The 26135-nt window shown below is 62.1% G+C and carries 19 protein-coding genes, 1 tRNA gene and 6 pseudogenes; 12 read left to right on the top strand and 14 right to left on the bottom strand.

The features are described from left to right. Positions 1-5 precede the first annotated feature (5 nt). Positions 6-986 carry an IS5 family transposase gene (locus tag BLW24_RS07970; RefSeq protein ID WP_090375326.1) on the top strand — a complete coding sequence of 327 codons (981 nt, stop codon included), beginning with the start codon at positions 6-8 and terminating at the stop codon, positions 984-986. Between the two features lie 210 nt (positions 987-1196). Here the strand turns inward: BLW24_RS07970 and BLW24_RS07965 are convergent, their stop codons facing one another. From BLW24_RS07965 to BLW24_RS07955, 3 genes and pseudogenes are all read right to left on the bottom strand, one after another. Further along, a complete protein-coding gene (locus BLW24_RS07965; RefSeq protein ID WP_090378897.1) occupies positions 1197-1514 on the bottom strand; it encodes an NAD(P) transhydrogenase subunit alpha part 2 in 318 nt (105 codons plus the stop codon). A 14-nt stretch (positions 1515-1528) separates the two neighbouring features. Next, positions 1529-2677, bottom strand: coding sequence for a Re/Si-specific NAD(P)(+) transhydrogenase subunit alpha (locus BLW24_RS07960; protein WP_090378894.1), 1149 nt, complete (start codon positions 2675-2677; stop codon positions 1529-1531). A gap of 554 nt (positions 2678-3231) precedes the next feature. Beyond that, positions 3232-4140 (bottom strand): annotated as a pseudogene (locus BLW24_RS07955) (LysR family transcriptional regulator). Positions 4141-4335: 195 nt separating this feature from the next. Here BLW24_RS07955 and BLW24_RS07950 point away from each other — a divergent pair. Both BLW24_RS07950 and BLW24_RS07945 read left to right on the top strand, forming a co-directional pair. Continuing rightward, complete coding sequence (locus BLW24_RS07950) at positions 4336-5514, top strand: acyl-CoA dehydrogenase (RefSeq protein ID WP_090378891.1); 1179 nt, start codon at positions 4336-4338, stop codon at positions 5512-5514. 111 nt (positions 5515-5625) lie between these two features. Further along, entirely contained in the window at positions 5626-6849 is a 1224-nt protein-coding gene (locus tag BLW24_RS07945; protein WP_090378889.1) for a CaiB/BaiF CoA transferase family protein, read from the top strand. Positions 6850-6945: 96 nt separating this feature from the next. Here BLW24_RS07945 and BLW24_RS25555 read toward each other — a convergent pair. The 3 genes and pseudogenes from BLW24_RS25555 to BLW24_RS26425 all read right to left on the bottom strand — a co-directional run. Further along, positions 6946-7171, bottom strand: a pseudogene (locus BLW24_RS25555) (NO-inducible flavohemoprotein); the annotation flags it as partial. An 81-nt stretch (positions 7172-7252) separates the two neighbouring features. After that, positions 7253-7402 (bottom strand): annotated as a pseudogene (locus BLW24_RS26430) (diaminopimelate epimerase); the annotation flags it as partial. A gap of 174 nt (positions 7403-7576) precedes the next feature. Next, on the bottom strand, positions 7577-7798 hold the full coding sequence (locus BLW24_RS26425) for a hypothetical protein (RefSeq protein ID WP_244161111.1): 222 nt from the start codon (positions 7796-7798) through the stop codon (positions 7577-7579). 301 nt (positions 7799-8099) lie between these two features. Between BLW24_RS26425 and BLW24_RS07935 the strand changes: the two genes are divergently transcribed. Next, positions 8100-8801: a type 1 glutamine amidotransferase domain-containing protein gene (locus BLW24_RS07935; protein ID WP_090378885.1), complete on the top strand. Its 702-nt coding sequence runs from the start codon at positions 8100-8102 to the stop codon at positions 8799-8801. Between the two features lie 52 nt (positions 8802-8853). Here the strand turns inward: BLW24_RS07935 and gcvA are convergent, their stop codons facing one another. After that, on the bottom strand, positions 8854-9765 hold the full coding sequence (gene gcvA / locus BLW24_RS07930) for a transcriptional regulator GcvA (RefSeq protein WP_090378882.1): 912 nt from the start codon (positions 9763-9765) through the stop codon (positions 8854-8856). Between the two features lie 230 nt (positions 9766-9995). Here gcvA and BLW24_RS07925 point away from each other — a divergent pair, with 230 nt between their 5' ends. The 5 genes and pseudogenes from BLW24_RS07925 to BLW24_RS25550 all read left to right on the top strand — a co-directional run. Continuing rightward, positions 9996-10664 (top strand): cupin domain-containing protein, encoded by a 669-nt coding sequence (locus BLW24_RS07925; protein ID WP_090378879.1) that lies wholly within the window; start codon positions 9996-9998, stop codon positions 10662-10664. Further along, positions 10661-11782, top strand: coding sequence for a flavin monoamine oxidase family protein (locus BLW24_RS07920; RefSeq protein WP_090378876.1), 1122 nt, complete (start codon positions 10661-10663; stop codon positions 11780-11782). Before BLW24_RS07925 ends, BLW24_RS07920 begins: the two co-directional genes overlap by 4 nt. Next, on the top strand, positions 11779-12834 hold the full coding sequence (locus BLW24_RS07915; protein WP_244161110.1) for a zinc-binding dehydrogenase: 1056 nt from the start codon (positions 11779-11781) through the stop codon (positions 12832-12834). Before BLW24_RS07920 ends, BLW24_RS07915 begins: the two co-directional genes overlap by 4 nt. An 88-nt stretch (positions 12835-12922) precedes the next feature. Further along, the gene (locus tag BLW24_RS07910; protein WP_244161109.1) at positions 12923-14092 is read left to right on the top strand and encodes an MFS transporter; all 1170 of its coding nucleotides are present in this window, start codon (positions 12923-12925) and stop codon (positions 14090-14092) included. Between the two features lie 130 nt (positions 14093-14222). Then, a pseudogene (locus BLW24_RS25550) lies at positions 14223-14378 on the top strand (CoA transferase); the annotation flags it as partial. 110 nt (positions 14379-14488) lie between these two features. On the opposite strand, the pseudogene BLW24_RS07900 reads toward BLW24_RS25550, so the two are convergent. From BLW24_RS07900 to hmpA, 3 genes and pseudogenes are all read right to left on the bottom strand, one after another. After that, positions 14489-15680, bottom strand: a pseudogene (locus tag BLW24_RS07900) (NnrS family protein). Then, a complete protein-coding gene (locus BLW24_RS07895; RefSeq protein ID WP_090387661.1) occupies positions 15667-15921 on the bottom strand; it encodes a hypothetical protein in 255 nt (84 codons plus the stop codon). Before BLW24_RS07895 ends, BLW24_RS07900 begins: the two are co-directional and overlap by 14 nt. A gap of 30 nt (positions 15922-15951) precedes the next feature. Next, positions 15952-17133 (bottom strand): NO-inducible flavohemoprotein, encoded by a 1182-nt coding sequence (hmpA, locus tag BLW24_RS07890; RefSeq protein WP_090378867.1) that lies wholly within the window; start codon positions 17131-17133, stop codon positions 15952-15954. Between the two features lie 174 nt (positions 17134-17307). Here hmpA and norR point away from each other — a divergent pair. Next, positions 17308-18848 (top strand): annotated as a pseudogene (gene norR / locus BLW24_RS07885) (nitric oxide reductase transcriptional regulator NorR). Here norR and BLW24_RS07880 read toward each other — a convergent pair. The 4 genes from BLW24_RS07880 to BLW24_RS07860 all read right to left on the bottom strand — a co-directional run bounded on the left by BLW24_RS07880 (position 18845) and on the right by BLW24_RS07860 (position 22778). Continuing rightward, the gene (locus BLW24_RS07880) at positions 18845-19357 is read right to left on the bottom strand and encodes a hypothetical protein (RefSeq protein ID WP_139272651.1); all 513 of its coding nucleotides are present in this window, start codon (positions 19355-19357) and stop codon (positions 18845-18847) included. The pseudogene norR and the gene BLW24_RS07880 sit on opposite strands and share 4 nt — an antisense overlap. Then, complete coding sequence (locus tag BLW24_RS07875) at positions 19354-20571, bottom strand: TagA domain-containing protein (protein ID WP_167360345.1); 1218 nt, start codon at positions 20569-20571, stop codon at positions 19354-19356. Before BLW24_RS07875 ends, BLW24_RS07880 begins: the two co-directional genes overlap by 4 nt. Before the next feature lie 105 nt (positions 20572-20676). Further along, positions 20677-22143 carry a M66 family metalloprotease gene (locus BLW24_RS07870; protein WP_167360344.1) on the bottom strand — a complete coding sequence of 489 codons (1467 nt, stop codon included), beginning with the start codon at positions 22141-22143 and terminating at the stop codon, positions 20677-20679. A 558-nt stretch (positions 22144-22701) separates the two neighbouring features. Continuing rightward, a tRNA-Arg gene (locus BLW24_RS07860) sits at positions 22702-22778 on the bottom strand. Positions 22779-23115: 337 nt separating this feature from the next. Here BLW24_RS07860 and gabD point away from each other — a divergent pair. Beyond that, on the top strand, positions 23116-24564 hold the full coding sequence (gene gabD, locus BLW24_RS07855) for an NADP-dependent succinate-semialdehyde dehydrogenase (protein WP_090378851.1): 1449 nt from the start codon (positions 23116-23118) through the stop codon (positions 24562-24564). 177 nt (positions 24565-24741) lie between these two features. Further along, a complete protein-coding gene (gene gabT / locus BLW24_RS07850; RefSeq protein ID WP_090378847.1) occupies positions 24742-26022 on the top strand; it encodes a 4-aminobutyrate--2-oxoglutarate transaminase in 1281 nt (426 codons plus the stop codon). Positions 26023-26135: the final 113 nt, after the last annotated feature.

Genomic DNA, 26135 nt, shown 5'->3' with positions numbered 1-26135 from the left:
TTCCGATGAAGCAGATGACCTTCGCCGACGCCGAGTACGCCGGCAAGCGCAAGCAGACCCGCAAAGAATTGTTCCTGATCGAGATGGATCGGGTAGTGCCATGGAAAGGGTTGATCGCTTTGATCGAGCCGCATTATCCAAAGGGTGAAGGCGGCCGACCGTCCTATCCGCTGATGGCGATGCTGCGAGTGCATCTGATGCAAAACTGGTTCGGTTACAGCGATCCGGCGATGGAAGAGGCGCTGTACGAGACCACCATCCTACGCCAGTTTGCCGGGCTGACTCTGGAGCGCATTCCTGACGAAACCACCATCCTCAACTTCCGCCGCTTGCTGGAAAAACACGAACTGGCTGCCGGCATCCTGGCCGTGATCAATGGCTACCTGGGTGACCGTGGTTTGTCGCTGCGCCAAGGCACCATCGTCGATGCCACGCTGATCAACGCGCCGAGTTCAACCAAGAACAAGAACGGTAAGCGTGACCCTGAGATGCACTCAACCAAGAAAGGCAATCAGTATTACTTCGGCATGAAGGCGCACATCGGGGTGGATGACGAGTCTGGCTTGGTGCACAGCGTGGTGGGTACTGCCGCCAACGTGGCGGATGTCACCCAGGTCGATAAGCTGCTGCACGGCGAGGAAAACATGGTGGGGGCCGATGCCGGATATACCGGTGTCGAGAAGCGCCCCGAGCATGAGGGCCGTCAAGTGATCTGGCAGGTTGCAGCACGGCGTAGCACTTACAAGAAACTCGGTAAGCGCAGCGCGCTGTACAAAGCCAAGCGCAAAATCGAGAAGGCCAAGGCCCAAGTGCGAGCCAAGGTCGAGCATCCGTTTCGGGTGATCAAGCGTCAGTTCGGTTATGTGAAGACGCGCTTCCGTGGCCTGGTCAAAAACACGGCGCAACTGGTGACTTTATTCGCGCTGTCAAATCTGTGGATGGCGCGCCGACATTTACTGACGAATGCAGGAGAGGTGCGCCCGTAATGCTGGAAATGGCTGCCGCGAGGTGCTCGCGGCGGCTAAAAACACAGAAATGAGCCGGTAATCTGATCGTTTTTGATCGATTTATCACTTTCGAAATCAGCAGAGGCTGACGTCAGCCAGAAATGCATGGCTACTTCAGAGGATCCTTAAGGGCCTGGATAAAGCAGATCGAGGCGACGAGGTAGAGAACAGTGATCAGATTCATGCTCATCAATGCTTCTCCACTGCAGCGGCTTTCGGCGCTTTCTTCTTGAACATTTCCAGCATGCGCCGGGTTACCAGGAAGCCACCGAACACGTTGACCGCGGCCAGAGCCACTGCCAGGGTGCCCATGGTCTTGCCCAGTGGGGTCACGGTCAGGGCGGCGGCCAGCATGGCGCCGACGATGACAATGGCGGAAATCGCGTTGGTCACTGCCATCAGCGGGGTGTGCAGGGCCGGCGTCACGTTCCACACCACGTGGTAGCCCACGTAGATGGCCAGCACGAAGATGATCAGGTTGTAGATGCCGTCAGAAATCATATCCATGAGCGGTGCTCCCCTTAGCCGTTAGTGCGCACGACGTTGCCGTCACGGCACATCAGGCACGCAGCGACGATGTCGTCTTCAAGGTTGAGGTGGAACTTGCCTTCGCCGTCGATGACCAGCTTGAGGAAGTCCAGCAGATTGCGTGCGTACAGCGCCGAAGCATCGGCTGGCACCAGGGCCGCCAGGTTGCTGTGGCCGACGATGGTCACGCCATGCTGCACCACCACCTGTTCGGCGACGGTCAGCGGGCAGTTGCCGCCTTGCGCTGCAGCCAGGTCGATGATCACCGAGCCAGGCTTCATTTCCGCCACGGTGGCGGCATGCAGCAGGGTCGGTGCCTTGCGGCCCGGGATCAGCGCAGTGGTGACGACGATATCGGCCTGCTTGGCGCGCTCGTGCACCGCCTTGGCCTGACGCTCCATCCACGACGCTGGCATCGGACGGGCATAGCCACCAACGCCTTGGGCGCATTCGCGCTCTTCATCGGTCTCGAACGGCACGTCGACGAACTTGGCGCCGAGCGACTCGATCTGCTCTTTCACTGCTGGACGCACGTCCGAAGCCTCGATTACCGCACCCAGGCGCTTGGCCGTGGCGATGGCCTGCAGACCGGCAACACCGGCAACACCGGCAACACCGGCAACACCGGCACCGAGGATCAGAATACGCGCGGCCTTCACTGTACCCGCAGCGGTCATCAGCATCGGCATAAAGCGCGGGTAGTGATGCGCAGCCAGCAGCACGGCCTTGTAGCCGGCGATGTTGGCTTGCGAGCTGAGTACGTCCAGGCTCTGCGTGCGGGAAGTGCGCGGGGCAGCCTCCAGGGCGAAGGCAGTCACGCCGCGAGCATTGATGCGCGCGATGGTCTCATTGCTGAACGGATTGAGCATGCCCACCAATACGGCACCGGCTTTCATATGCGCCAGCTCAGCATCAGTCGGCGCGACCACTTTCAGCACCAGATCGGCACCAAAGGCAGCAGCATCGTTACCGATAGCCGCGCCAACCGCTTCATAGGCGCTGTCCGGAATGCTCGCGCTCACGCCAGCACCGGTCTGTACAGTCACCTGATGGCCTTGGCCGATCAGCTTCTTGATGGTTTCGGGAGTTGCGGCAACGCGCGTCTCACCAGCATGGGTTTCGAGAGGAACACCGATGTGCACTTCAATTCTCCTGCGTGATCTTTTTGGTGAACCGGCGCACTGCGGGTGGCACGCGGGCATTGGGGAGGATCAGCACAAACCCGCTCAGGCTACAGTTGCACGATGGCGGGGCGCGGCATTTTTCAGGCGATAGCCATAGCCTTCAAGGCGTTATGAAGTAAAACCTTGTGATAACTACAAGTCACTGCATGACCTTACAGGCAGCTAATTCCTTCCAGCCCTTTTGAGGCAAGGCCTGTGGCGCATTCGCCGCAGCAAAATGCTGCTTGTGCATTCCTGAGACAAATACAGCGCCATCAGATCAACGGCGCCGCCAGCTTTTACGGGATAAACCGCTGTTTCATTGGGCTGCAGCGACGATTGTGTGCAAAAAATGCAACACGCAGCGCCCATCAAATGCAGAGCAGGTGTAGCCATCCAGATAGCTGACTACGGGGCCAACATAACTCCGGCGCGCACTCTAGGCGGCCTGTCTCGCGAGGTAAAGGTTTTTCCGACAAATTGCCGCCGAAGCTTTGACGGCTTTTTGCGCCAACAACCTGACAAGCCGTTGTCTATTTCAAGCCATGGGCCAGGGCATAGGCATGGGCCTCACGTACCAACCAGTCGCGCAGCAGCAACAGCGCCGCCGATTCCAGCTTGCGCTCGGGGATCATCAGGTAATACGCCTTGCCAGTCGGCAGACTGAGCGGCGCGGCAATCACCAAGCGACCTTCATCCAACTCACGGCGAATCAGAAACGGCGGAATCAGCGCCACACCCATTTCATGCATAGCCGCCTGGGCCAGCATGGAGAACAGCTCATAACGCGGCCCGGCCATATCCCGCGCAGTATTCAGGCCCTGGGCGTTGAACCACTGACGCCAGGCATAAGGCCGCGTGGTCTGCTACAACAGCGGCAGACTGGCAATCTGCTCGGCACTCAGCGCAGCCTGCCCGGCCAGTAGCGCCGGGCTACACACTGGCATCGGGTTTTCGCCCATCAGCAGATGAGCCTGGGTACCGGACCAGTCGCCATCGCCGAAGTACACCGCCGCGTCAAACTCGGTATCGGCAAATAGAAAGGGCCGCGTGCGGTTGGTCAGGTTGACCGTAATCTCCGGGTGCAGCCGCTGAAAATCCTTCAGGCGCGGCAGCAACCACTGCGTACCAAAGGTCGGCACCACCGCCAGCTCGATGCTCATCGCACCTTGCTGGCCCATAACCGCCAGGGTATCGCGCTCCACGGCATCGAGCTGACCGGCTACGCGCCGCGCGTAGGACTGCCCGGCTTCGGTGAGCAGCACGCCACGCCGCGAACGGCGAAACAGCTCGATATTAAGGAAGGCCTCCAGCGCGGCAATCTGCCGGCACACCGCACCCTGGGTCAGGCTCAGTTCCTGCGCCGCCTTGGTAAAACTCTGGTGCCGAGCAGCGGACTCGAACGCGATAAGGGCGGCGGCGCTGGGGATCTTGCGGCGCATCTGTGCGTCACCCTCACTTAGAGCTATTAAATAGACCGATTAAAGCTATCCCGAAGTGAGCAAATCGCACAACTGCGTGCGCAATACTCGTTTGCCTGCCTGCCACAAGCCGCCTAGGATCAATCCACTCCCGGCGAGCGCAGCGCGGCTGCGCAGATACCCGCCCTCTCACTGTCTGATTTCGAGGTTTTCGCGATGGCCAAGGCAAGCTTCAACTGGATCGACCCGCTGCTGCTCGACCAGCAACTGACCGAAGAAGAACGCATGGTGCGTGACAGCGCCCAGCAGTTCGCCGCCGACAAGCTGGCCCCGCGCGTGCTGGAAGCCTTCCGCCATGAGCAGACCGACCCGAAAATCTTCCGTGAGATGGGCGACACCGGCCTGCTCGGCGCCACCATCCCCGCTGAATACGGCGGCAGCGGCCTGAACTATGTGTGCTACGGCCTGATTGCCCGCGAAGTCGAACGCATCGACTCCGGCTACCGCTCGATGATGAGTGTGCAGTCGTCGCTGGTAATGGTGCCAATCTTCGAATTCGGCAACGAAGCAACCAAGCAGAAATACCTGCCCAAACTGGCCAGCGGCGAATATATCGGCTGCTTCGGCCTCACCGAGCCGGATCACGGCTCCGACCCAGGCTCGATGATTACCCGCGCGAAGAAGGTCGACGGCGGCTACCGCCTGACCGGCGCAAAAATGTGGATCACCAACTCGCCAATCGCTGACGTATTTGTGGTCTGGGCCAAGGATGACGCCGGCGAGATTCGCGGCTTTGTGCTGGAAAAAGGCTGGCAAGGCCTGAGCACCCCGGCGATTCATGGCAAGGTCGGCCTGCGTGCGTCGATCACCGGCGAAATCGTCATGGACAACGTGTTCTGTCCGGAAGAAAACGCCTTCCCCGACGTGCGCGGCCTGAAAGGCCCGTTCACCTGCCTCAACTCCGCCCGCTACGGCATCAGCTGGGGCGCGCTGGGTGCCGCCGAGTTCTGCTGGCACACCGCGCGTCAGTACACCCTCGACCGCAAACAGTTCGGCCGTCCGCTGGCGCAAACCCAGCTGATCCAGAAGAAACTCGCCGACATGCAGACCGAGATCACCATGGCCCTGCAAGGCTGCCTGCGCCTCGGCCGGATGAAGGACGAAGGCAGCGCAGCGGTGGAAATCACCTCGATGATGAAACGCAACAGCTGCGGCAAGTCCCTGGATATCGCCCGTATGGCCCGCGACATGCTCGGCGGCAACGGCATCAGTGACGAATACGGCGTGGCCCGTCACCTGGTCAACCTGGAAGTGGTGAACACCTATGAAGGCACCCACGACGTCCACGCGCTGATCCTTGGCCGCGCGCAGACCGGTCTGCAGGCGTTTTTCTAACGCCCATCCGTAGGGTGGATGACGCTCTGTTCATCCACCTTCTCTATCGCCTGGTGGATGGATAAAGCGCCAGCTGCGCGCCCCGATCCACCCTACGCAGGAATCTCCGCCATGCCCGGCGCACTGTCACATATCCGCGTTCTCGACCTGTCCCGCGTACTCGCAGGGCCCTGGGCCGGGCAGATCCTTGGTGACCTCGGTGCCGAGGTGATCAAGGTGGAGCGCCCCGGTAGCGGCGACGACACCCGCCACTGGGGCCCGCCCTATGTGAAGGACGCCGAGGGCAACGACTCGCGCGAGGCGGCCTATTTCCAGAGCGCCAACCGTAATAAACAGTCAGTGACCCTGGACTTCACCCAGCCCGAAGGCCAGCGCCTGGTGCGTGAGCTGGTGCAGAACTGCGACGTGCTGCTGGAGAACTTCAAGGTCGGCGGCCTGGCGGCCTACGGCCTCGACTATGCATCACTCAAGGCGCTCAACCCGCGCCTGATCTACTGCTCGATCACCGGCTTCGGGCAAAACGGGCCCTATGCCAAGCGCGCCGGTTATGACTTTATGATCCAGGGCCTCGGTGGGCTGATGAGCCTGACCGGCAAGCCTGATGGCGAGGAGGGTGCCGGCCCCATAAAGGTCGGCGTCGCCCTCACCGATATTCTCACCGGCCTGTACGCCACAGTCGGTGTACTGGCGGCACTCAACCAGCGCGAGCAATCCGGCCTCGGCCAGCATATCGATGTAGCCCTGCTCGACGTGCAGGTCGCCTGCCTGGCCAACCAGGCGATGAATTATCTGAACACCGGCGTTTCGCCCAAACGCCTGGGCAACGCCCACCCGAATATCGTGCCCTACCAGGATTTCCCCTCGGCCGACGGCAACTTCATTATCGCCGTGGGTAACGACGGGCAATTCCGCAAGCTGTGCGAGGTTGCCGGCCTTACGGCGTTGGCCGATGACCCGCGTTTTTCTTCAAACAAGGCGCGCGTCGCGCATCGCGCCGAGCTGATCCCGCTGCTGCGCCAGGCCACGGTATTCAAGACCACCGCCGAATGGGTGACGCTGCTGGAAGCTGCCGGCGTGCCCTGCGGGCCGATCAACGACCTGGCCCAGGTATTTGCTGACCCGCAAGTACAAGCACGCGGCCTGCGCCTCGACCTGCCCAACAGCCTGGGCAGCACCACCCCGCAAGTGGCCAGCCCGCTGCGCTTGTCGGAAACCCCCGTGCAATACCGCAACGCACCGCCGCTGCTCGGCGAACACACCGAGCTGGTGCTGAGCCGCCATCTGGGCCAGAGCGCCGAGCAAATCCGCGCCCTGCGTGAGGCGGGTGTGCTGTAAGACCTTACCCCAAGCCGCTAAGCCGCCTGTGCGTGCCGCAGTGCCCGCGATGGGCCGGTGAGTTACGTCAGCATGATGACATCCGAAAAAGGGTGATTAACTCTCCAGCACACTAGCCGGGCCAAAGAACTCGTAATGGCGCTGCGCCGCCAGCACGCCCAGCTGCTGCAGATGCCGTTTGACCTGCGCCATGAAGGGCGTGGGGCGCAGGAAGTAGGCGTGCAGATCGCGTTCCTCAGGCAGCCATTTAGCCAGTTGTTCAAGGCTGTGCAGCCTAGGCGGCGCCCTGATCTCCCGCGCGTGGCTCGCTGTAGCACACGTAAGGCGCAGCGGGTGTGCGCTGTGCGGCGCAGCTGCTGGTGCCCGATGACAGCGTATAACCCACGCCCCGTTCCCAGATTTGCACCTCGATCTGTTGACGGTTGAGCACCCGCACAAACTGCACATTGGTGCGATCATGGAACAGCGCAAGTCGTTCGATAAGCGGCCCAAACTGTTTGGCCAGTGCCGCTGTTGGCGAGTCGACAAATACCACGCAATGCGGATTGCCCATCGACACGGCATGCAGTTCAAGTGCCACGCTCTCGTTCACCACCTGTGGCTCAGTCAGCGTCAGAAAGCGGGCGCGGCCCATGACGATGGACACCCGTGCGCCGTGGTCGAGCACCCGGCAGTCGACCACGCCGCCCAAGGTGGTGACGCGAAAAGGTGCATCCGTGGCAACGCCTTAATCCCACAGATAGCGGCAAAGGATGCGCAGACCATTGCCGCTCTTCTCGCCTTGCGAGCCATCGGTGTTGTAGATCGCGACCGACAGGGTTTTGTCGGCACCGATCAAGGGCACCAAGATGCCATCTCTGCCCAAGCCGCGCTGGCGGTTACAGATCCTGGCAATGTCCTGGCTGCTAAATGCAAAGGGCTCCGCCGCCTGGTATTTAACGAACTGCATGCGGTGATCTCCAGTGGGTGCGCAGGACCAACTCTACCTCGCATAGATAACCGGCAAGGCCGCCTATCAATAAAGATTTTCTTTTTGAAATGGACACATAATCTGGTTTGTCGGTGATCCCGGATAAACCCAAAATCTCCACCAAGTCGAAGGCAACGAGGACCTTAAGGAACTCGGCGAATCTCGAATACCTGGTTTGATAAATAGGTTTTCTTGTGCGTTTTGCCAGCTTCGACTCAGGGACAAACAGGCCTTTCGCCACTGCCCTCAACGTCGTTCTCAACTCGATAGGAGATTCACCATGAGCTACATCAACCAACAGAAGCGCATCCTCCTCGTTATGTCCTCGCTGGATGAGATGGGCACCAGCGGCAAGCAGACCGGCACCTGGTTCCATGAACTGGCCGCGCCTTACTACATCCTGACTGAGGCCGGTTACGAAGTGGTCTTCGCCTCGCCAACCGGCGGCGAAGCGCCCATCGACCTGCTGAGCATGAAAGCGCCGTTCACCACCGAATACACCGAGCGCTTCCTCGCTGACCCAGTTGCGCTGTTCGCTGCCAAGCACACCCGCAAGCTGCGCAACATCGACTACAGCGGTTTTGATGCGGTGTTCTTCCCAGGTGGTTACGGCCTGCTGTGGGACCTGGCGTCCGACTCCCACGTGATCAAGCTGATCCGTGATTTCTACGAGTCGAACCGCCCGATCGCCATGGTCTGCCATGCACCGGCCATCCTGCGTGACGTGAAGAAGAGCGACGGCGAGTACCTGGTCAAGGGCCTCAAAGTCACTGGCTTCAAGAACGACGAAGACACCGAAGTGGAGTTGCTGCACCACCTGCTGTTCTCGCTCGAAGACGAGTTGAAGGGCCGTGGTGCCAACTACAGCAGCATCGCCAACTGGCAGCCGCATGTTGTTATCGATGGTGCGCTGATGTCTGGCCAGAGCCCGGCTTCGGCAGTGCCACTGGCTGAAGCGCTGAGCGTACGCTTGAAGGGCTAATAGCCTGATGGATTACACCGGCTGGAGATTTCTCCAGCCGGTGTTTTGCGCGTTAGCGGGCTGCCATTTCCAGCAGCCAGTCACGAAACGCCTGCAGTCGCGGCAGGCTGGCGCATTCCGGCCGGTACACCACGTAGTAGGCCAGCGCCGAGGCAAACTCAACCAACGGGAATAGCCGCACCAAGCGACCCGCCCCCACGTCATCGCGCGCCATCACGCTGCGGGCGAGCGCCACACCATGCCCGTCAATCGCCGCTTGCAGCACCGCTGCCGAGTTGTTGATTTTCATCCCGCGCGCGCTGCTCGCCGCGGTCACCCCGGCTTTTTGCAGCCACGTTTCCCAAGTCGGAAAATCCGTATGACTGTCCATCGACAGGTCGTGAATCAGCGTTTCGCGCGTCAGATCGCCCGGCGTTTGCAGGCGCTGCTTATCGGTCAGCAAGTTGGGCGAGCAGACCGGGTAGACCTCTTCATCCAGCAGTTTTTCAGCGACCAGCCCCGGCCAGTTGCCAGGCCCGTAGCGCACGCCGATGTCCACGCGCTGCGCGGCGAAATCCACCGGTTTGAGGTTGGTATCCAGGCGCACATCCATATCCGGCCAGGCGGCATAAAAGCTCTCAATGCGCGGCAGCAACCACTTGCCGGCGAAAGCCGGGCTCACGGTGACGGTTAAAACACCGGTGGTCGAACCTTCGCGCAGCCGCTCCAGCCCCAAGGCCAGGCGGTCGAAGCCCGCGCGGATGTCCGGCAGGGCGCGTTCGGCCGTTTCCGTGGCAACGAGGCGAACCTTGCCGCTGCTGGTGCGATGAAACAGCGGCGTGCCCAACCAGTCTTCCAGCGTGCGAACCAGTTGGCCGACGGCGGCGGGCGTGACGTTCAGCTCGGCCGCTGCCGCGGAAAAGCTCTGATGGCGTGCGCTTGCGTCAAATGCGCGCAAAGCGTTGAGGTGCACGGGAAGTTTCATAGTAGTAAAGATTTTCTTTTTGGTTTTGACACTTTATCTGGTTTGCCTGCGCATTGGGAATAACCAAAAATAGCCCTTAAGAAGGAAAACCAAGTGCTTCAGTGAGAGGAAGTCAAAAGAGCATAAAAGTTTTTCTTGCCAATTCTGCCGCATTCGCCGCCCTCGCTTGGGGCGTCATTGTGCGGACTGAATCGCGCACGTAAGCCCTCATAAATACTGGAGTCACGCCCATGCTCGTCAATGCCGATTTTTCGCGTCGTGCCGTCGTCGCGCCACAACAGTACCAATGGATAACCTCTCCTCAGCAGGGTATCGAGCGCATGATGCTGGACCGACTTGGCGGTGAAAAAGCCCGTGCGACTTCCCTCGTGCGCTACGCGCCTGAGTCGGATTTCCCCGTGCATGCGCACCCCGGTGGTGAAGAAATTTTGGTGCTTGCCGGGACCTTTTCCGAAGAAGACGGGCACTACCCGGCCGGCTGGTATTTGCGTAATCCGCCTGGGTCTAGCCATCGGCCATACAGCCATGAAGGCGCGATCATCTTCGTCAAACTCTGGCAGATGAGTGCGGACGATGAGCAGCGTGTGCGTATCGATACGCAAGACCCCGACAACTGGCATGAAGAAGATGGCCGCGAGGTGTGCCCACTGTTTGTCAGCGCCCATGAACAGGTCAGCTTGCAGCGTTTGGCGGGCGGTGAGGTGCTGTTCTCTGCGCCGGTAAAAGGCGCGGAGTTGCTGGTGCTAAGCGGTGAATTGCTGGCCGACGGGCAGGTTTACCAAGGCGGCAGTTGGATGCGCCTGCCGCACGGTCAGCCCCCGGTGATTGTCGCTGGCAGCCAGGGCGTCACGCTCTATTTGAAAACGGGCCACTTGGCCGCAACGGCGCAGCTGATATGAGCATGCAAACAGCACGTGTGGCCATCGTCGGCGCAGGGTTGAGTGGGCTATATGCCGCCTACCTGTTGGAGCAGAGAGGCATCCGCAACTATGTGGTGTTTGAGGCGCGCCCAGAGGTCGGCGGGCGTATTGTCTCCGTCGCGCCAGCCGGTGCGTCATCGCAGGAGCGTTTCGATCTGGGCCCGTCCTGGTTTTGGCCGGGTTATCAGCGCCAACTTGATCGCCTTGTCCACGACTTGGGCCTGAAGCGGTTTGAGCAGTTTGAGGCGGGCGACATGGTGATGGAGCGCTCAGCCAAAGGGCCGCTCACGCGTTCCCCGGGTTACTTGAATGCCCCGCCGTCGATGCGGCTGATGGGCGGTATGGCGGCGTTGACCGATGCGTTGCACCAGCGTCTGGATGTGACGCGGATCAGGACCGGGCACAAGGTGACCCATCTCCATCGCGTGAATAACCATGTGCAATTGCACAGTGTCGATGCCTCGGGCAGCAGCACCACATGGTGCGTGGAGCATGTGCTGCTGGCCCTGCCGCCGCGTCTGGCGGAGACCAGCATCGCCTTTACGCCTGTGTTGCCTAAGGTGTTGGCGCGGCAATGGCAGGCCACCGCGACGTGGATGGCCCCTCACGCTAAATACGTGGCCATCTACGAGCGACCTTTTTGGCGCGAACAGGGCCTGTCTGGTGAAGCGCGAAGCGTTCGTGGCCCGCTGGGCGAAATTCACGACGCCTCAATCCCGGGCGGCAGTGCGGCGCTGTTTGGCTTTCTCGGCGTTCCAGCCAGCATGCGCCAAACCGTGAGCGAAGAGCAGTTGCGGCGGCTTTGCCGGGTGCAACTCGAACGACTGTTCGGCCCGGAGGTGGCCAAGCCCACAGCCGAGTTCCTCAAGGATTGGGCGCAGGAACCGTTCACAACCACTGTGGCCGACCAGCAGGGCGCTGCCCAGCATGCGCAGGTACCCATGCCCACGGCTGATGCAGGGCCGTGGTTCGGCTACCTAACGGGCATTGGCAGCGAGTGGTCGCCTCAGTTCCCCGGCTACGTTGCCGGAGCCATTGAGGCCGCGAGCATGGGTGTACAGGCGCTGTTGCTGCGCACCGAAGGTGCTCCGACATGAGCCTGAAAAAACACTATGGCGCCATGCAAATTGCCCGCCCCGGCGTGCTGCAATGGGTGCAGCGACAAACACCGATGCCGGCGCGCGGCGAAGTGCTGATTGAGGTGGAGGCCTGCGGTATTTGCGGGGCGGATGTCGCTGACATCGAACGGGCCGATCCTGCCCTGCAACCACCGCGCGTACCGGGCCATGAAGTGGTTGGCCGGATCGTTGCGCTGGGCAGTCATACTCCGTCGATCTGGCGCATCGGTCAGCGTGTCGGTGTCGGTGTCGGTGTCGGGCGTTTGGGTGGTTATTGTGGTGAATGCAGCCAATGCCGCCAGGGACAGTTTCAGCTGTGCCAGCAGCAGCCTTTTGTCGGTTCCAGCTGTGATGGTGGCTACGCCGAAATGATGATCGCGCGCGCCACGGGGCTGGTATCGATTCCCGATGAGCTGAGTTCGGAAGAGGCCGCGCCGATCCTCTGCGCCGGTATCGCCACCTTTAATGCCCTGAAGAAATGCGGCGCACAGGCCGGTGACAGCGTCGTCATCCTGGGTATCGGCGGGTTGGGGCACATGGCCGTGCAGTACGCGCGTCGCATGGGGTTCAAGGTGGTCGCCGTGGGGCGCGGCGCGGATATTGCCGACGAGGCACTGGCGCTCGGGGCGCACCTTTACATCGACAGTCAGCAGACTGATGCCGCCAGCACGCTGCAGCGCATGGGCGGCGCGCAGGCCATCGTCACCACCGTCGGCCATGCCGACAGCGTTGCGGCGCTGATGCCGGGGTTGGCCCCGCAAGGACGGCTGGTGCTGCTCGGTGCCGGCAAGGACCCACTGCCAGTTTCGGCTGGGCATCTTGTTGTCGGCGAACGCAGCGTCTTGGGCTCCATCACCGGCTCGCCTTATGAGAACGAGAAAACCCTGAACTTCAGTGTGCTGGCTGGGGTGCGCCCGATGATTGAGGTCATGCCGCTGGAGCAGGCCAACGAGGCCTACCAGAAGATGAAATCTGGCGACGTTAAATTCCGCATGGTCCTCAGCATGACGCGCGCGTCGCCAGCGCCATGAACACCGCTTAGCCGCTTATTACGCCGTGCGCGCTGCGCCGGTTTCCTAAACAGCACGACCCAGTAGGCTCCATATGCACAACACAACCATGCACCGCCAGGTTCTTATCCTGGCTGCTGCGCAGGCCCTGTTTCAGGTCGCCTCCATCATGGTCATGACCATCGGTGCACTGGCTGGCAGCCAAATCGCTTCATCGCCCACCTGGGCCACCCTGCCCATCGCCACAATGTTTCTGGGCACGGCGGTCATGGTCTTCCCGGCATCCCTGTGGATGGTGCGAGTGGGTCGTCGCGTTGGCTTTTTGTACGGCTCGCTGCTGGGTGTGGCCGGTGGCCTGATTGCCGCGCTGGGCATCTCTCAGGCGTCGCTGCCCATGCTTGCCTTCGGCACCTTCCTGGTCGGTGCTTACCAGGCCTTTGCCCAGTTCTATCGCTTCGCCGCCAGTGAAGTGGCCGACGCGGCATTCCGACCACGCGCCATTTCCCTGGTCATGGCCGGCGGTGTGGTCGCCGCCCTGGCTGGCCCGACCCTGGCGCGCTTGGGTGGGCCCATTCAGCAGCCGGAGTACTTGGGCTCGTTCCTGATTCTCGCTGTGGTATCGCTGCTGGCCACTGGCGTTCTGCTGGGCTTGCACATGCCAGCTGACGAGCCAGCGCATAGCGAACGCGGCGCAGGTCGCCCTTGGCGGCAGATTGTGGCGCAGCCAACTTACCGCGTTGCCCTGTTCGGCGCGGCCACCGGCTACGGCATTATGATTTTGGCCATGACCGCCACGCCGTTGGCGATGCTGCACCACGATCACGGGCTGGGTTCCGCCGCCACTGTGATCCAACTCCACGTGCTCGGCATGTTCCTGCCCTCGTTTATCACCGGCAGCCTGATTGTCCGCTTCGGCGTGCTGCGCATCATGCTGATTGGCGTGCTGCTGTTTATCGGCCACATCCTGCTCACCCTGACCGGCACCGGCTTTAGTTCCTTCGCCAGCGCCCTGATTCTGCTCGGTGTGGGCTGGAACTTCATGTACATCGGCGGCACCACCCTGCTGACCAGCACCTACACCCCGGCCGAAAAAGGTAGCGCGCAAGCCATCAACGACATGACGATATTCGCCGTCGGGCTGGCGTGCTCCTTCGGTGCAGGTGGCTTGCTCCACGTCCTGGGCTGGAAAACCCTGAATCTTGTCCTGCTGCCCTGGCTGGCCCTGGCCGCTGCCGCGCTGATGTGGCTCGGCGTCAAACACGCGCCTACCGTGAGGTAGCGCGCCGACGGGGCGGCTAATGCTGCCCCGCCAACGAACGCTCCAAAGGGTGGCCTTTGGTTTTAGGGCGGGTGACCGCCCTCTTTTTATTCAGCGCGGGGATGACGCGACTGCCGCGTCAAGAACGGAGCAACAGATGGCAAGCCCACTGCGCTTGTCCGCCAATCCAGTGCAATACCGCAACGCACCACCGCTGCTCGGCGAACACACCGAGCAGGTGCTCACTTGCCACCTGGGGCTAAGCGCCGAGCAGATCGCAGCGCTGCGTGAAGCGGGCGTGCTCTAAACCCAGCGTAAAAGTGCCGCACTGTCGGATCATCTGGGAGGGGCTTTAGCAGCGATGCATTCCGCGCCTTCCAGCACTGCGCGGCTAAAGCCCCTCCCTCCGACATGACGTTAACCCGGCTGCCCATCCACTCGCGCCGTCCAGAACATCACTGCGTAATGACGCACAAACAGGGCAAAGGCCGTGATCCACAGCAAGCTGGACAGGCCCAGCCCTGCAGCCGGGGCAAACGGCACCAGCAGCCCCCCGCGCGATAACCGCCAACTGCAGGCTGGCAAACGCCCACCCCATGGCTACAGGCGGCTGCAACGGCCGGCCGGTATGACCGAGGCTGACCCGCGCGAGCATCGCCAGAATCGCCCCGCCGACCCCACCCAACGCCAGGGCGTGGTAAGCCAGGCTGACGTTGTGCAGCCAACCGACATGCCAGGCCGCCAGAGTCAGTAACGCCAGCGGTAGCCAGGCATAGGCCAGGTGCAGTGACCAGAGCAGCGGCACCCGCCAGATCCCGACGTTGTACCAGTGCCACAGGCGCAAACCGTGCAGCGCAGCCAGGGCCAGCAACAGCGGCAACATCCATAGCGATGGCTGCAAGGCCAGACCACTGGCAAATAGCAGCGCCAGGCTTAGCGACAACAGCAGCACCAGCAGATCCAGCCGTGGTCTTGGGCTAGCAGGCGCAAGCTGGTTGAGGCCGCGCTGGGTAAAGAACGGAATCACCCGCCCGCCGATAATGCTCACCAGCGCCGCGATCAGCCATAAACCGGCCAAGGCACCGCGCCGCTGCAAACCATCATCACCCAGCGTCAGGCCATACAGCAGCAGCCACTCGCAGCCGGCCATCAGCAACAGCACAGCCACCAGCGGGTAGTTGCGCCACTGGCGTACCGCCCATAGCTGTCGCCCAAGCAACCACGCCAGCAGCGGTAGAAAGGGCAGTTGCAGCGCCAGCAGCACAGGCAATGGCGCACCCAGCAGCCAGGCCAGCCGCGCCAACAACCAGAGCGCGAATAACACCACCAGCGGCCAACCACTCAGCCCCGGCCGCCCCGTCCAGTTCTGCACGGCGGTGAGCAAAAAGCCGGCGATGATCGCCACGGCAAAACCGAACGGCAGCTCATGCCGGTGCCAGGCCAGGCTCCCACCCACCGGCTGCCAACCCGGCAGATAGCCCAGCAGCACGGCCGCCCACAGGCCAATCGCCAACGCGGCAAACAGCGCGCCACCGAGAAAAAACGGCCGAAAGCCCAACCGCCACAGTGGCGCAATGGCCAGTTCCTGCTGCCGATCACGCAACTGCACAGCAAGGCTCCTGTTGCTTGCGCAAATGCTGCTGCGCGGCCAGGCGCAGCACATAACCGAGCTTGAGCAGGCCAGGGCCGATGATGGTCAACGAATGCGCCGTGACCAGGCTGCCCATGCTCAACTGCGCCTCCAGGCCATAGGCACCCAGCAGGCCGCTGAGCAACAGCAGCACGCCGACCAGCAGCATGCGATTCGCCAGTTGCAGTGCCCGTGCGGGGCACGCCAGATAAGCCAACATAATCACCTCCCAGACTGTTAAGCCTCTGTTTTAGCTATCCAGCGCGCTGGCTGGGCCAAAGAACTCGTAATGACTCTGCGCCGCCGGTACACCGAGACTGTGCAGATGGCGTTTGACCTGCGCCATAAACGGCTTGGGGCCGAGGAAGTAGGCATCCAGATCACGCTGCTCGGGCAACCACTCAGCCAGCTGCTCCAGACTGAGCAAGCCTTCGGCATCGCCCGCATCACCCTCACGCGGCTCGCTGTAGCACACGTAGTGACGCAGCTGCGGACGCTCGGCGCGCTGCGCCTCCACCCAGTCGCGGAAGGCATGCACACCGGCGTGCCGCGCGCAGTGGATAAAGTGAATATCACGGCCCGTGTCGCGCGCCGCTTCCAGCATGCTCAGCGCCGGGGTGATGCCGACGCCGGCGCTGATCAGCACCAGCGGCTTGGCCGACTCGCGCAGGACGAAATTTCCCGCCGGGGCGAACAGCTCCAGACTGTCGCCAACCTGCAGCTGGTCATGCAGGTAACTGGAGACCTTGCCGCCCACCTCGCGCTTGACGCTGATGCGGTACTCGCGGCCATTGCCCAGGGCCGACAGCGAGTAGTTGCGGCGCTGCTCGCCGCCGTCCAGCAGCAGACGCAGGCCGATGTACTGACCGGGTTTGAAGGCCGCCAGCGCGCCGCCGTCGGCCGGCACCAGGTACAGCGAAACGATCTCTTCGCTTTCCTGCACCTTGCGGCTCAGGCGGAAACTGCGCGCGCCGCGCCAGCCACCCTCGGCATTGGCGTTGGCGCTATAAGCGGCCTCTTCGGCACCGATAAGGATGTCCGCCAGCTGCCCGTAGGCCACGGCCCAGGCATCGATCACCGCATCGGTGGCGATTTCCTCACCCAGCACTTCACGAATCGCCCGCAGCAGGCAGCTGCCGACAATCGGGTAATGCTCGGGCAGGATCTGCAGCGACACATGCTTGTTGACGATCTGTCCTACTAGCGGCCCCAACGCCTCCAGCCGGTCGATATGCCGGGCATACATCAGCACCGCATTGGCCAGCGCACGCTGTTGGCCGCCGCTGGCCTGGTGCGCCTGATTGAACAGCGCGCGCAGCTCGGGGTACTCGCTCAGCATCATCTGGTAGAAGTGCCGGGTCAGGGCCTCGCCGCCGCTTTCCAGCAGGGGTACGGTGGCTTTGATCAGAGTGGTTTGGGCAGGGGTCAACATAGTGCTTCCTCGTCAGGGCGACACACTGCACTTGCGCAGCGCTTCGGTTCATATCACCCTGACTATTACAGGAAGCATGCCAATTATTTTATTCATATAAATCATAGGTTTAAAAATACTTGTGTCTTTATGACAGCAAGAATTCCGAGTCTTAATGACAGCTAGTGTGTCCTTATGACAGCAAATCCACTGCTTACCGCCCTGATCCCGCTGGTCGCCGATCTGTCTCGCGAGCTGCCAGAAGCCGAACGCTATCGTCGCCTGCTGCAGGCGCTGCGGCAGCTGCTGCCGTGCGACGCCGTAGCGCTGCTCAGGCTCGATGGCGATGTGCTGATTCCGCTGGCTGTGGAGGGCCTGAGTACTGACACCCTCGGCCGGCGCTTCAAGCTCGACGAACACCCACGTCTGCAGGCGCTGTTGGCGCAACGCGGGCCAACCCGTTTTGCCACCGACTGCGAGATGCCCGACCCCTACGACGGCCTGGTCGACGGTCATCGCGGTCACCTGCCCGTGCACGACTGCCTCGGTTGCCCGTTGTATGTGCAGGATCAGCCCTGGGGCCTGCTGACCCTCGACTCGCTGGATCCGGCGAGTTTCGGCCGGGTCGATTTGGACAACCTGCAGGCCTTTGCCAGCCTGGCTGCCGCCACGGTGATGGCCAGCGAACGGATCAACGCGCCGAGGATCAGCACCAACTGGCCGAGGCCTACAAACAGGCCGCCGGCCAGCAACGCCCGCGTGAGCTGATCGGCCAGAGCGCCGTGCACAAGCGCCTGGCGGCGGAAATTGCGCTGGTCGGCAACAGCGAGCTGAGCGTGCTGATCAGCGGCGAAACCGGGGTCGGCAAGGAGCTGGTCGCCGAAGCCCTGCACGCCGCCTCGCCCCGCGCCGCCAAACCACTGATCAGCCTCAACTGCGCGGCGCTGCCCGACAACCTGGTGGAAAGCGAACTGTTCGGCCATGTACGCGGCGCCTTTACCGGCGCGAACAACGAGCGACGCGGCAAGTTCGAATTGGCCGATGGCGGCAGCCTGTTTCTCGATGAAATCGGTGAACTGCCGCTGGCCACGCAGGCCAAGCTGCTGCGCGTGCTGCAGAGCGGCCAGCTGCAACGGGTCGGTGCCGACCAGGAACAGCGGGTCAACGTGCGCGTGCTGGCCGCCAGCAACCGCGATCTGGCTGAGGAAGTGCGCGCCGGGCGTTTTCGCGCCGACCTCTATCACCGCCTCAGCGTCTACCCGCTGAAAGTCCCAGCGCTGCGCGAACGCGGCCGCGATGTGTTGCTGCTGGCCGGCTACTTCCTCGAAGAAAACCGCGCCCGCCTGGGGCTGCGCAGCCTGCGCCTGACCGCCGATGCTCAGGCCAGCCTACTGGCGTACAACTGGCCGGGCAATGTGCGCGAACTCGAACACCTGATCGGCCGCGCCGCCCTCAAGGCCCTGGCCGGCTGCAACGAACGCCCACGCATCCTCAGCATCGACAGCCCCCATCTGGATTTGCCGACCAGCCAAGTCGCAACAGCACTTGCTGCTCAAACTACAACCGAGCCGTACAACGGGCTGCCGCTGCGCGAGGCCCTCGACGCCTACCAGAAGCAGCTGATCAGCCAGACACTCGAGCGCCATCAACATAAATGGGCCGCCGCCGCCCGCGAGCTGGGCATCGACCGCGCCAACCTGATCCGCCTGGCCAAGCGCCTGGGTTTGGACCATTAATCGGTGAGGCCCGCCGGGCACACTCCTAGGGCTGCCAGCTCTTCCAGCGGCACGCCACCGGACAGGTACTCCTGGCAGCTTGCTGGAGGCGCAGCCGGCGGCGCAGACACCTCCGCGACCACCTCGCCGGCCACACTCGCGTGCAGCGTGCCGCCGAGGCGCAGAAAGGCTCGCGCCTGACCGTGTTGCAGCCAGACACCTTCATTCTCGATGGCAGCCAGGCGTATGCCACCCGGCAATACCGCGTCGAACTCAACCCGCTGCGCGGCCGCCTGGCCGATGCTGAGCAACGCCCAACCGCCGCCATTGCCCTGGCGAAACAGACCATGCAACTGCCAATGCTCGAGGCCAGTCAGAGGCTTTGCCGAAGGCAGTATCCATGGCAAATCGGCAGGCAGCAGATCACTCGGCAGCTGCACCGCGCCAGCCGGAAAGGTCAGCCACAGCCCCAGCACCGTAAGGCTCATAGCAACCCCGAAGCGCCGGGGAATTACGCGGCACTCGGTCATAAGCTCGGCACGGTGTCTCGCCGTTGTGCGTAGTCGATAAAATTCACCAGATTGCGGCTCTTCAACAACGGCAGCAGCGCGTGGTCATTCAGCGAAAAGCCAAACCACTTCTGATTGGCCCCACCGGTACAGCCGTACAGGATCAGCTTGCCGCGACCATTGGTGAGGAAGCCCTGGGACAGGTCCACACAGCGCTCGGCGTACTTCAACTGGGGCAGGGCAGCAAAGTCCCAGGCTTGTGTATCGCGCAGCGCATCGCAGTCGCTGAGGCTGATGTCATTGGTTGCCGTCAGGCATTTGCTCGGCTGTGCAACGCTGCGAATACGCCCGCTGGCATCGACCAACCACTGCTCATCAACAGCACCGGTGCACTGCGCCTTGGCCGCTACGTAGGGGCTCCACACACCCTCCTTCAGCTCTGCGCGCACACAGTTGCCATTGTTCATGGTGAAGCTTTGTCGCGCCGGGAGCAGGGGGCGCTGATCAAACTGCAGGGTTACCAGTAGCGCGTCGAGGGCAGTTCGCGCGGCATCGCTGCTCACCAGTTGCGCGCCATGGGCATCAAGCCAGCGGTTCAAACGTAATGCACGCTCCTCCTGACTTTTCAGCCGCTGCATCACCTGCTGAGCGGTCGCCGAGAGCCTATCAGTTTGCTCGGCATAGCTGTCATAGAGCAGGCGAGCGTCGCCGGTTAGGGCCAGCACAGGCTGATTGGCAATCGCTTCCAACGCCGCTTGCAGCTTCGGCCGCTCTTCGTTGAACAGCGCCTTGAAGCGCTCCTCGCGGCCCACCACTACGGGAGCCGGCATGGCGGGCAAGCCCTGGGTAATGGCGAGGCTGGCCAGATCAACCGGATTGTCACCCGGCGCTTCGCGGCACTGCAGGGTAGCCGCCAGCGGCTGCTCGGCCTGCGCCAGGTTGATATGCAGCTTGTTGGCGTTGCTGCCCATGCGCAGTGGGGCAACAGCGATGCGCTGGCTGGCACCGCCGCCAAAATCCACTTTCAGCCAGCACTGCTTGGTGGCCGCTGCGTCATTGGGGGCAGGCAGGTCATACACCTGGCCCCAGTTACCACGCAGCGCCGGGTAGAGTACGGCACTGTTGGCCACCGGGTCATAGCCGCCGAGGATAGTGAAAACCGGCACCCCAAACAGACGTGGCTTGCGGTAATTGCCATCGGCGCTGTTGTACCAGACCTGAGTCGAGCTCGGCACCTTGGGCTGAATGGTCGCCATCTTGCGCGTGTCAGCGTCCCACTTGCGGTAGCCGGTGGGCGAGTCAGCGGCCCAGACCGCACGGTTATTCAGGTTGGGCTGAATCTAGTTCTTGGTGCTGTAGCCGGTGTAATGGGTATAGCTGGACAACGCACTGGTGAAGTCACCGCCGGACATGGCATCAGGCGCAAATGCATAGGCATCGGCAAACACCGGCGTACCACTCATGGCCGCGCTCTTGTTGCGCGCCCAGAGCAGGTTGGCACGCATGCGCTTGCGGTAGGCGATATAGCCCCAGCCACTGTCGTGATGATGCACGGCCCAGAAATAGTTGCCGTCTTTCTCGCCCGGGTAATGGCCTATGCCGTAGTGGTGGCCGATTTCATGGCTGAACTCATTACCCACCGAGCTGTAAAGCGTGAGGATGCCATTGCCACCGCTCAAACCATGGCTCTGTATGCCATTGGCATAATTACCGGCGGCATGATGCGCCACCGCGCTCTGCGTCAATTGCGGTTGCGGGTGGCTGCTCATGCCCGCACTGGTCACACCCCAGTTGGCCAGATTGATCCCGGTGCTGAAGGTCGATTTAGCGGTGTTCTCGCGCATATCGCCGCTGTAAACATCGCCGTTCAGCGCACTCGCCGTGTCATAGATAACGCCGCTGCCGACCATCACCCGATCCAGCGTTACGTCTTCGTAATAGCTGGCCACCAGACGGGCCACAGGCACGGTCTGGAAGTACTCGGTAGCGGCTTGAGCAGTGCGTGCGCGAAACCAGTGACCATTACCGGTCGGCGGCGTGGTCAGCATGCCCAAGCGAATCGACTGCACCAGCAACTCGGCCGGCGCGGCAAAATCGAAGGCCGCAGCACTGCGCTCGCCACGCCGCCCACGCTCATCGATAACCTGCAGGCTCATCCCCGGCCGGACCCAATCCCAAGGCAACACGGCAGACCAGGCGCGCCGTGAATAGACAACATCAGGGCGACCATCCGCCCCGGTGCGATCCGCCCTGGGCAGCCTGTCCGGCTCGCTCAGTAGCAGCTCACCCTTGAGATCACCGTCCACCGTCACCTGCACACGCAGCTGTTGCGGCAGCGGCTCAGTCGGCAGCGGGGTGACCAGCAAAAGCGCCTCACGCTCGCTGGTCAGGCGCGGCATGTTCTTCGCCTCATTACCCTGCGGATCGACCGAATGGCTCTGCACGAACTGCAGCATGGCCGCCAGATCACCCGTCAGATCATTGCGCACCGGGCGCGGCAGGCCGTCTGCCGCAACATCGTAGAAACTCTGCGCGTTGACCTCATCAACCACCGCCGCGGACGGCTCGGGAAAGGTCTCAGCAGGCGGTGGCGCAACCACCGGCGGCTCTACTGGAGGTATCACTGGCGGCGTGACGGGCGGCGGCACAACCGGAGGTTCGACGGGCGGCGCAACGGGTGGCTCAGTCGCCGGCGGACGACTGCCAGTGCTATTACCGCCGCCACTGCTGCCACCACCGCCGCCCCCCAGATCCAGGCAGCCTGTCAGATTAACCAGCGCCAGCAATAACAGGCTTACACGCAGCATGATTTCTCAACCTTATTCTGGAAAATCGTAATAGCGGCCGCACAGTCACCCAGGCCGCGCAGAGGCAGTTCGACAGATGGGTAATCGTCATGGGATAGGCAGGTGCAGCAGGCTAGAACACGCGGGAGCGGCAACCCCTGAAAAACTCGAAACATGCGAGCGGCTCGATATGGTTTCGCGCGTCCATGCACTCGATGAATTTTCTATGCACCGTCACCTTGAAATGGAAACCGGCGCCAGAGAGCGCGCGAGCATAATTAAAGCTGCTAAGTCGGTCAGTTTGCTGAATGATCGCTGTGATAGTACTCACAGATTCAGCCCGGCTGGTGGGTGTTCGGGGAGCACCTGAAGTCTCAAGAAGCTGAGCAGCTATTGAGCCGGACACCGGGGAACCGAAACCTCCTCTTCTCGGGGAACGGCGTGGTGAGAATCGAAGGGGGTGGGCCTTGTTGAAGTCAGCCTGCAAAAGCTGCGGTACCGACTAAGGCTTATGCAGGACGCAAGGTGGAGAGCAAACAAAAAAGCCCCAGGTTTTCACCTGGGGCTTTCGTTTATATATGGCGCACCAGGCGGGATTCGAACCCACGACCCCTGCCTTCGGAGGGCAGTACTCTATCCAGCTGAGCTACTGGTGCAGCGCGGGCGCAATCATACGCATGTCGCTGGCGGGCGTCCATGCTGCTGCCTTGTTCGTGATTCTGCACGCAAAGCGACCGCCAGCTGCCTATTCGTATAAACGCCTTGAATAACGGCAATATTCCGTTAATTTTTTCGAACAGGCTATTGCCCTTTACCCCTCTTGACCCTAGGATTCGTTTGAGATTTCAAACGCTCTTGCTGAAATTGTGCGCGGCGCACCCCACGCCCGCCCATGGCCAGCACCAGCCCTACAGACTAGGCCCAGCTGCGCTGCAGTGCGGCGCATTCGATGACACGTACCGATGCCAGGGTGTCGGAATTTAGGAGACTGCCATGCAACTGAAAGACACCCAGCTGTTCCGTCAGCAGGCTTATATCGACGGTACCTGGCTGGACGCCGACAACGGCCAGACCATCAAGGTCAACAACCCAGCCACCGGTGAAATCATCGGTACAGTGCCAAAAATGGGCGCCGCAGAAGCCCGTCGCGCCATCGAGGCGGCCGACCGTGCGCTGCCGGCCTGGCGTGCGCTGACTGCCAAGGAGCGTGCAGGCAAGCTGCGCCGCTGGTTCGAACTGTTGATGGAAAACCAGGACGACCTCGGCCGCCTGATGACTCTGGAGCAGGGCAAGCCGCTGGCCGAAGCCAAGGGTGAGATTGCCTATGCAGCGTCCTTTATCGAGTGGTTCGCCGAAGAAGCCAAGCGCGTTTATGGCGATGTAATCCCAGGCCACCAGCCGGACAAGCGCCTGATCGTTATTAAACAGCCAATCGGCGTGACTGCCGCCATTACTCCGTGGAACTTCCCCGCGGCGATGATCACCCGTAAAGCCGGCCCGGCCCTGGCCGCTGGTTGCACCATGGTGATCAAGCCGGCCTCACAGACACCGTTCTCCGCCCTGGCCCTGGTCGAGCTGGCGCACCGTGCCGGCATTCCAAAAGGTGTGTTGAGCGTGGTCACCGGCAGCGCCGGCGAAGTCGGCGGCGAGCTGACCAGCAACCCGATCGTGCGCAAGCTGAGCTTCACCGGCTCCACCGAGATCGGTCGCCAGCTGATGGCCGAATGCGCCAAGGACATCAAGAAGGTGTCTCTGGAACTGGGCGGCAACGCGCCGTTTATCGTGTTCGACGATGCCGACCTGGATAAGGCCGTCGAAGGCGCGCTGATCTCCAAATACCGCAACAACGGCCAGACCTGCGTGTGCGCCAACCGCCTGTACATTCAGGACGGTGTGTACGACGCCTTCGCCGAAAAACTGGCCGCCGCCGTAGCCAAGCTGCAGATCGGCAACGGTCTGGATGAAGGCACCACCACTGGCCCGCTGATCGACAACAAGGCCGTGGCCAAAGTGCAGGAACACATCGCCGACGCCCTGAGCAAAGGCGCGCGCCTGCTCGCTGGTGGCAAGCCGCATGCCCTGGGTGGCAGCTTCTTCGAGCCGACCATTCTGGTCGACGTGCCATCGAGCGCCGCCGTGGCCAAGGAAGAAACCTTTGGCCCGCTGGCGCCGCTGTTCCGTTTCAAGGACGAGGCCGAAGTGATCACCATGTCCAACGACACCGAATTCGGCTTGGCCTCGTATTTCTATGCCCGTGACCTGGGTCGAGTGTTCCGTGTGGCGGAAGCCCTGGAATACGGTATGGTCGGCGTCAACACTGGGTTGATCTCCAATGAAGTCGCGCCGTTCGGTGGCGTGAAAGCCTCGGGCCTCGGCCGCGAAGGCTCGAAGTACGGCATTGAGGATTACCTGGAAATCAAATACCTCTGCCTGGGCATCTAAGCGCCTGGCGAAGTAGCAACAACTCGCAGGAGGCGCACGAGAGCGCTGCGTCTTCTGCTTTTATATGGACATAGCTGTGACCGGGCGGGCTGCGGCAGTCGATCATCGAATACTGCCAAGCCGCATCGGTGACACATCCTTGAACCACGCCGAGATTAACCGGCGAATGAGGACATCATGAGCAAGACCAACGAATCCCTGATGCAACGCCGCACCGCTGCCGTTCCGCGCGGCGTGGGCCAGATCCACCCGATCTTCGCTGACAAGGCGCAGAACGCCACCGTGACCGACGTCGAAGGCCGCGAATTTATCGACTTCGCCGGCGGTATCGCGGTGCTCAACACCGGCCACCTGCACCCCAAAGTGGTGGCCGCGGTGCAGGAACAGCTGACCAAGCTGACCCACACCTGCTTCCAGGTACTGGCTTACGAGCCGTACGTCGAGCTGTGCGAAAAGGTCAACGCCAAGGTGCCGGGCGACTTCGCCAAGAAGACCCTGCTGGTCACCACAGGCTCCGAAGCGGTGGAAAACTCGATCAAGATCGCGCGCGCCGCCACTGGCCGTGCCGGGGTGATCGCCTTCACCGGCGGCTACCACGGTCGCACCATGATGACCCTGGGTTTGACCGGCAAGGTCGTACCCTACTCGGCCGGCATGGGCCTGATGCCCGGCGGCATTTTCCGCGCCCAGTACCCGTGTGAACTGCACGGCGTCAGCACGGATGACGCGATCGCCAGCATCGAACGCATCTTCAAGAACGATGCCGAGCCGCGCGATATCGCCGCCATCATCATCGAGCCAGTGCAGGGTGAGGGCGGTTTCTACGTCGCGCCGAAAGACTTCATGCTGCGCCTGCGCGCGCTGTGTGATCAGCACGGCATCCTGCTGATCGCCGACGAAGTGCAGACCGGCGCAGGCCGTACCGGCACCTTCTTCGCCATGGAACAGATGGGCGTCGCCGCCGACCTGACCACCTTCGCCAAATCCATCGCCGGCGGTTTCCCGGTGGCCGGTGTGTGCGGCAAGGCCGAGTACATGGACGCCATCGCCCCAGGCGGCCTGGGCGGCACCTACGCGGGCAGCCCGATTGCCTGCGCTGCAGCACTGGCGGTGATGCAAGTGTTCGAAGAAGAGCAGCTGCTGGACCGCTGCAAGGCCGTTGGCGAGCGTCTGGTCACTGGCCTCAAGGCCATCCAGGCCAAGCACAAGGCCATCGGTGATGTGCGCGCCCTCGGTGCGATGATCGCCGTCGAGCTGTTCGAAGGTGGCGACCTGCACAAGCCAAACGCCGCCCTGACCGCCGCCGTGGTGGCCAAGGCACGTGAAAAGGGCCTGATCCTGCTGTCGTGCGGCACCTACGGCAACGTGTTGCGCGTACTGGTACCGCTGACCGCCGAAGACGCCCTGCTCGACAAGGGCCTGGCGATTATCGCCGAGTGCTTCGACGAACTGGCCTAAGCACACCGCGTTAACCCGGCAGTAATAAAGACCCGCTTCGGCGGGTCTTTTGCTTTCGGCGATTGAGTAGACCATAGAGCTGATAGCCAAGCGTTATCGGAAGGCAATAATCC

The organism is Pseudomonas anguilliseptica, assembly GCF_900105355.1.
Classification (GTDB): Bacteria; Pseudomonadota; Gammaproteobacteria; order Pseudomonadales; family Pseudomonadaceae; genus Aquipseudomonas; species Aquipseudomonas anguilliseptica.
Note: the sequence above shows the minus strand (reverse complement) of the source record. Positions and strands in the feature narration are given on the sequence as shown.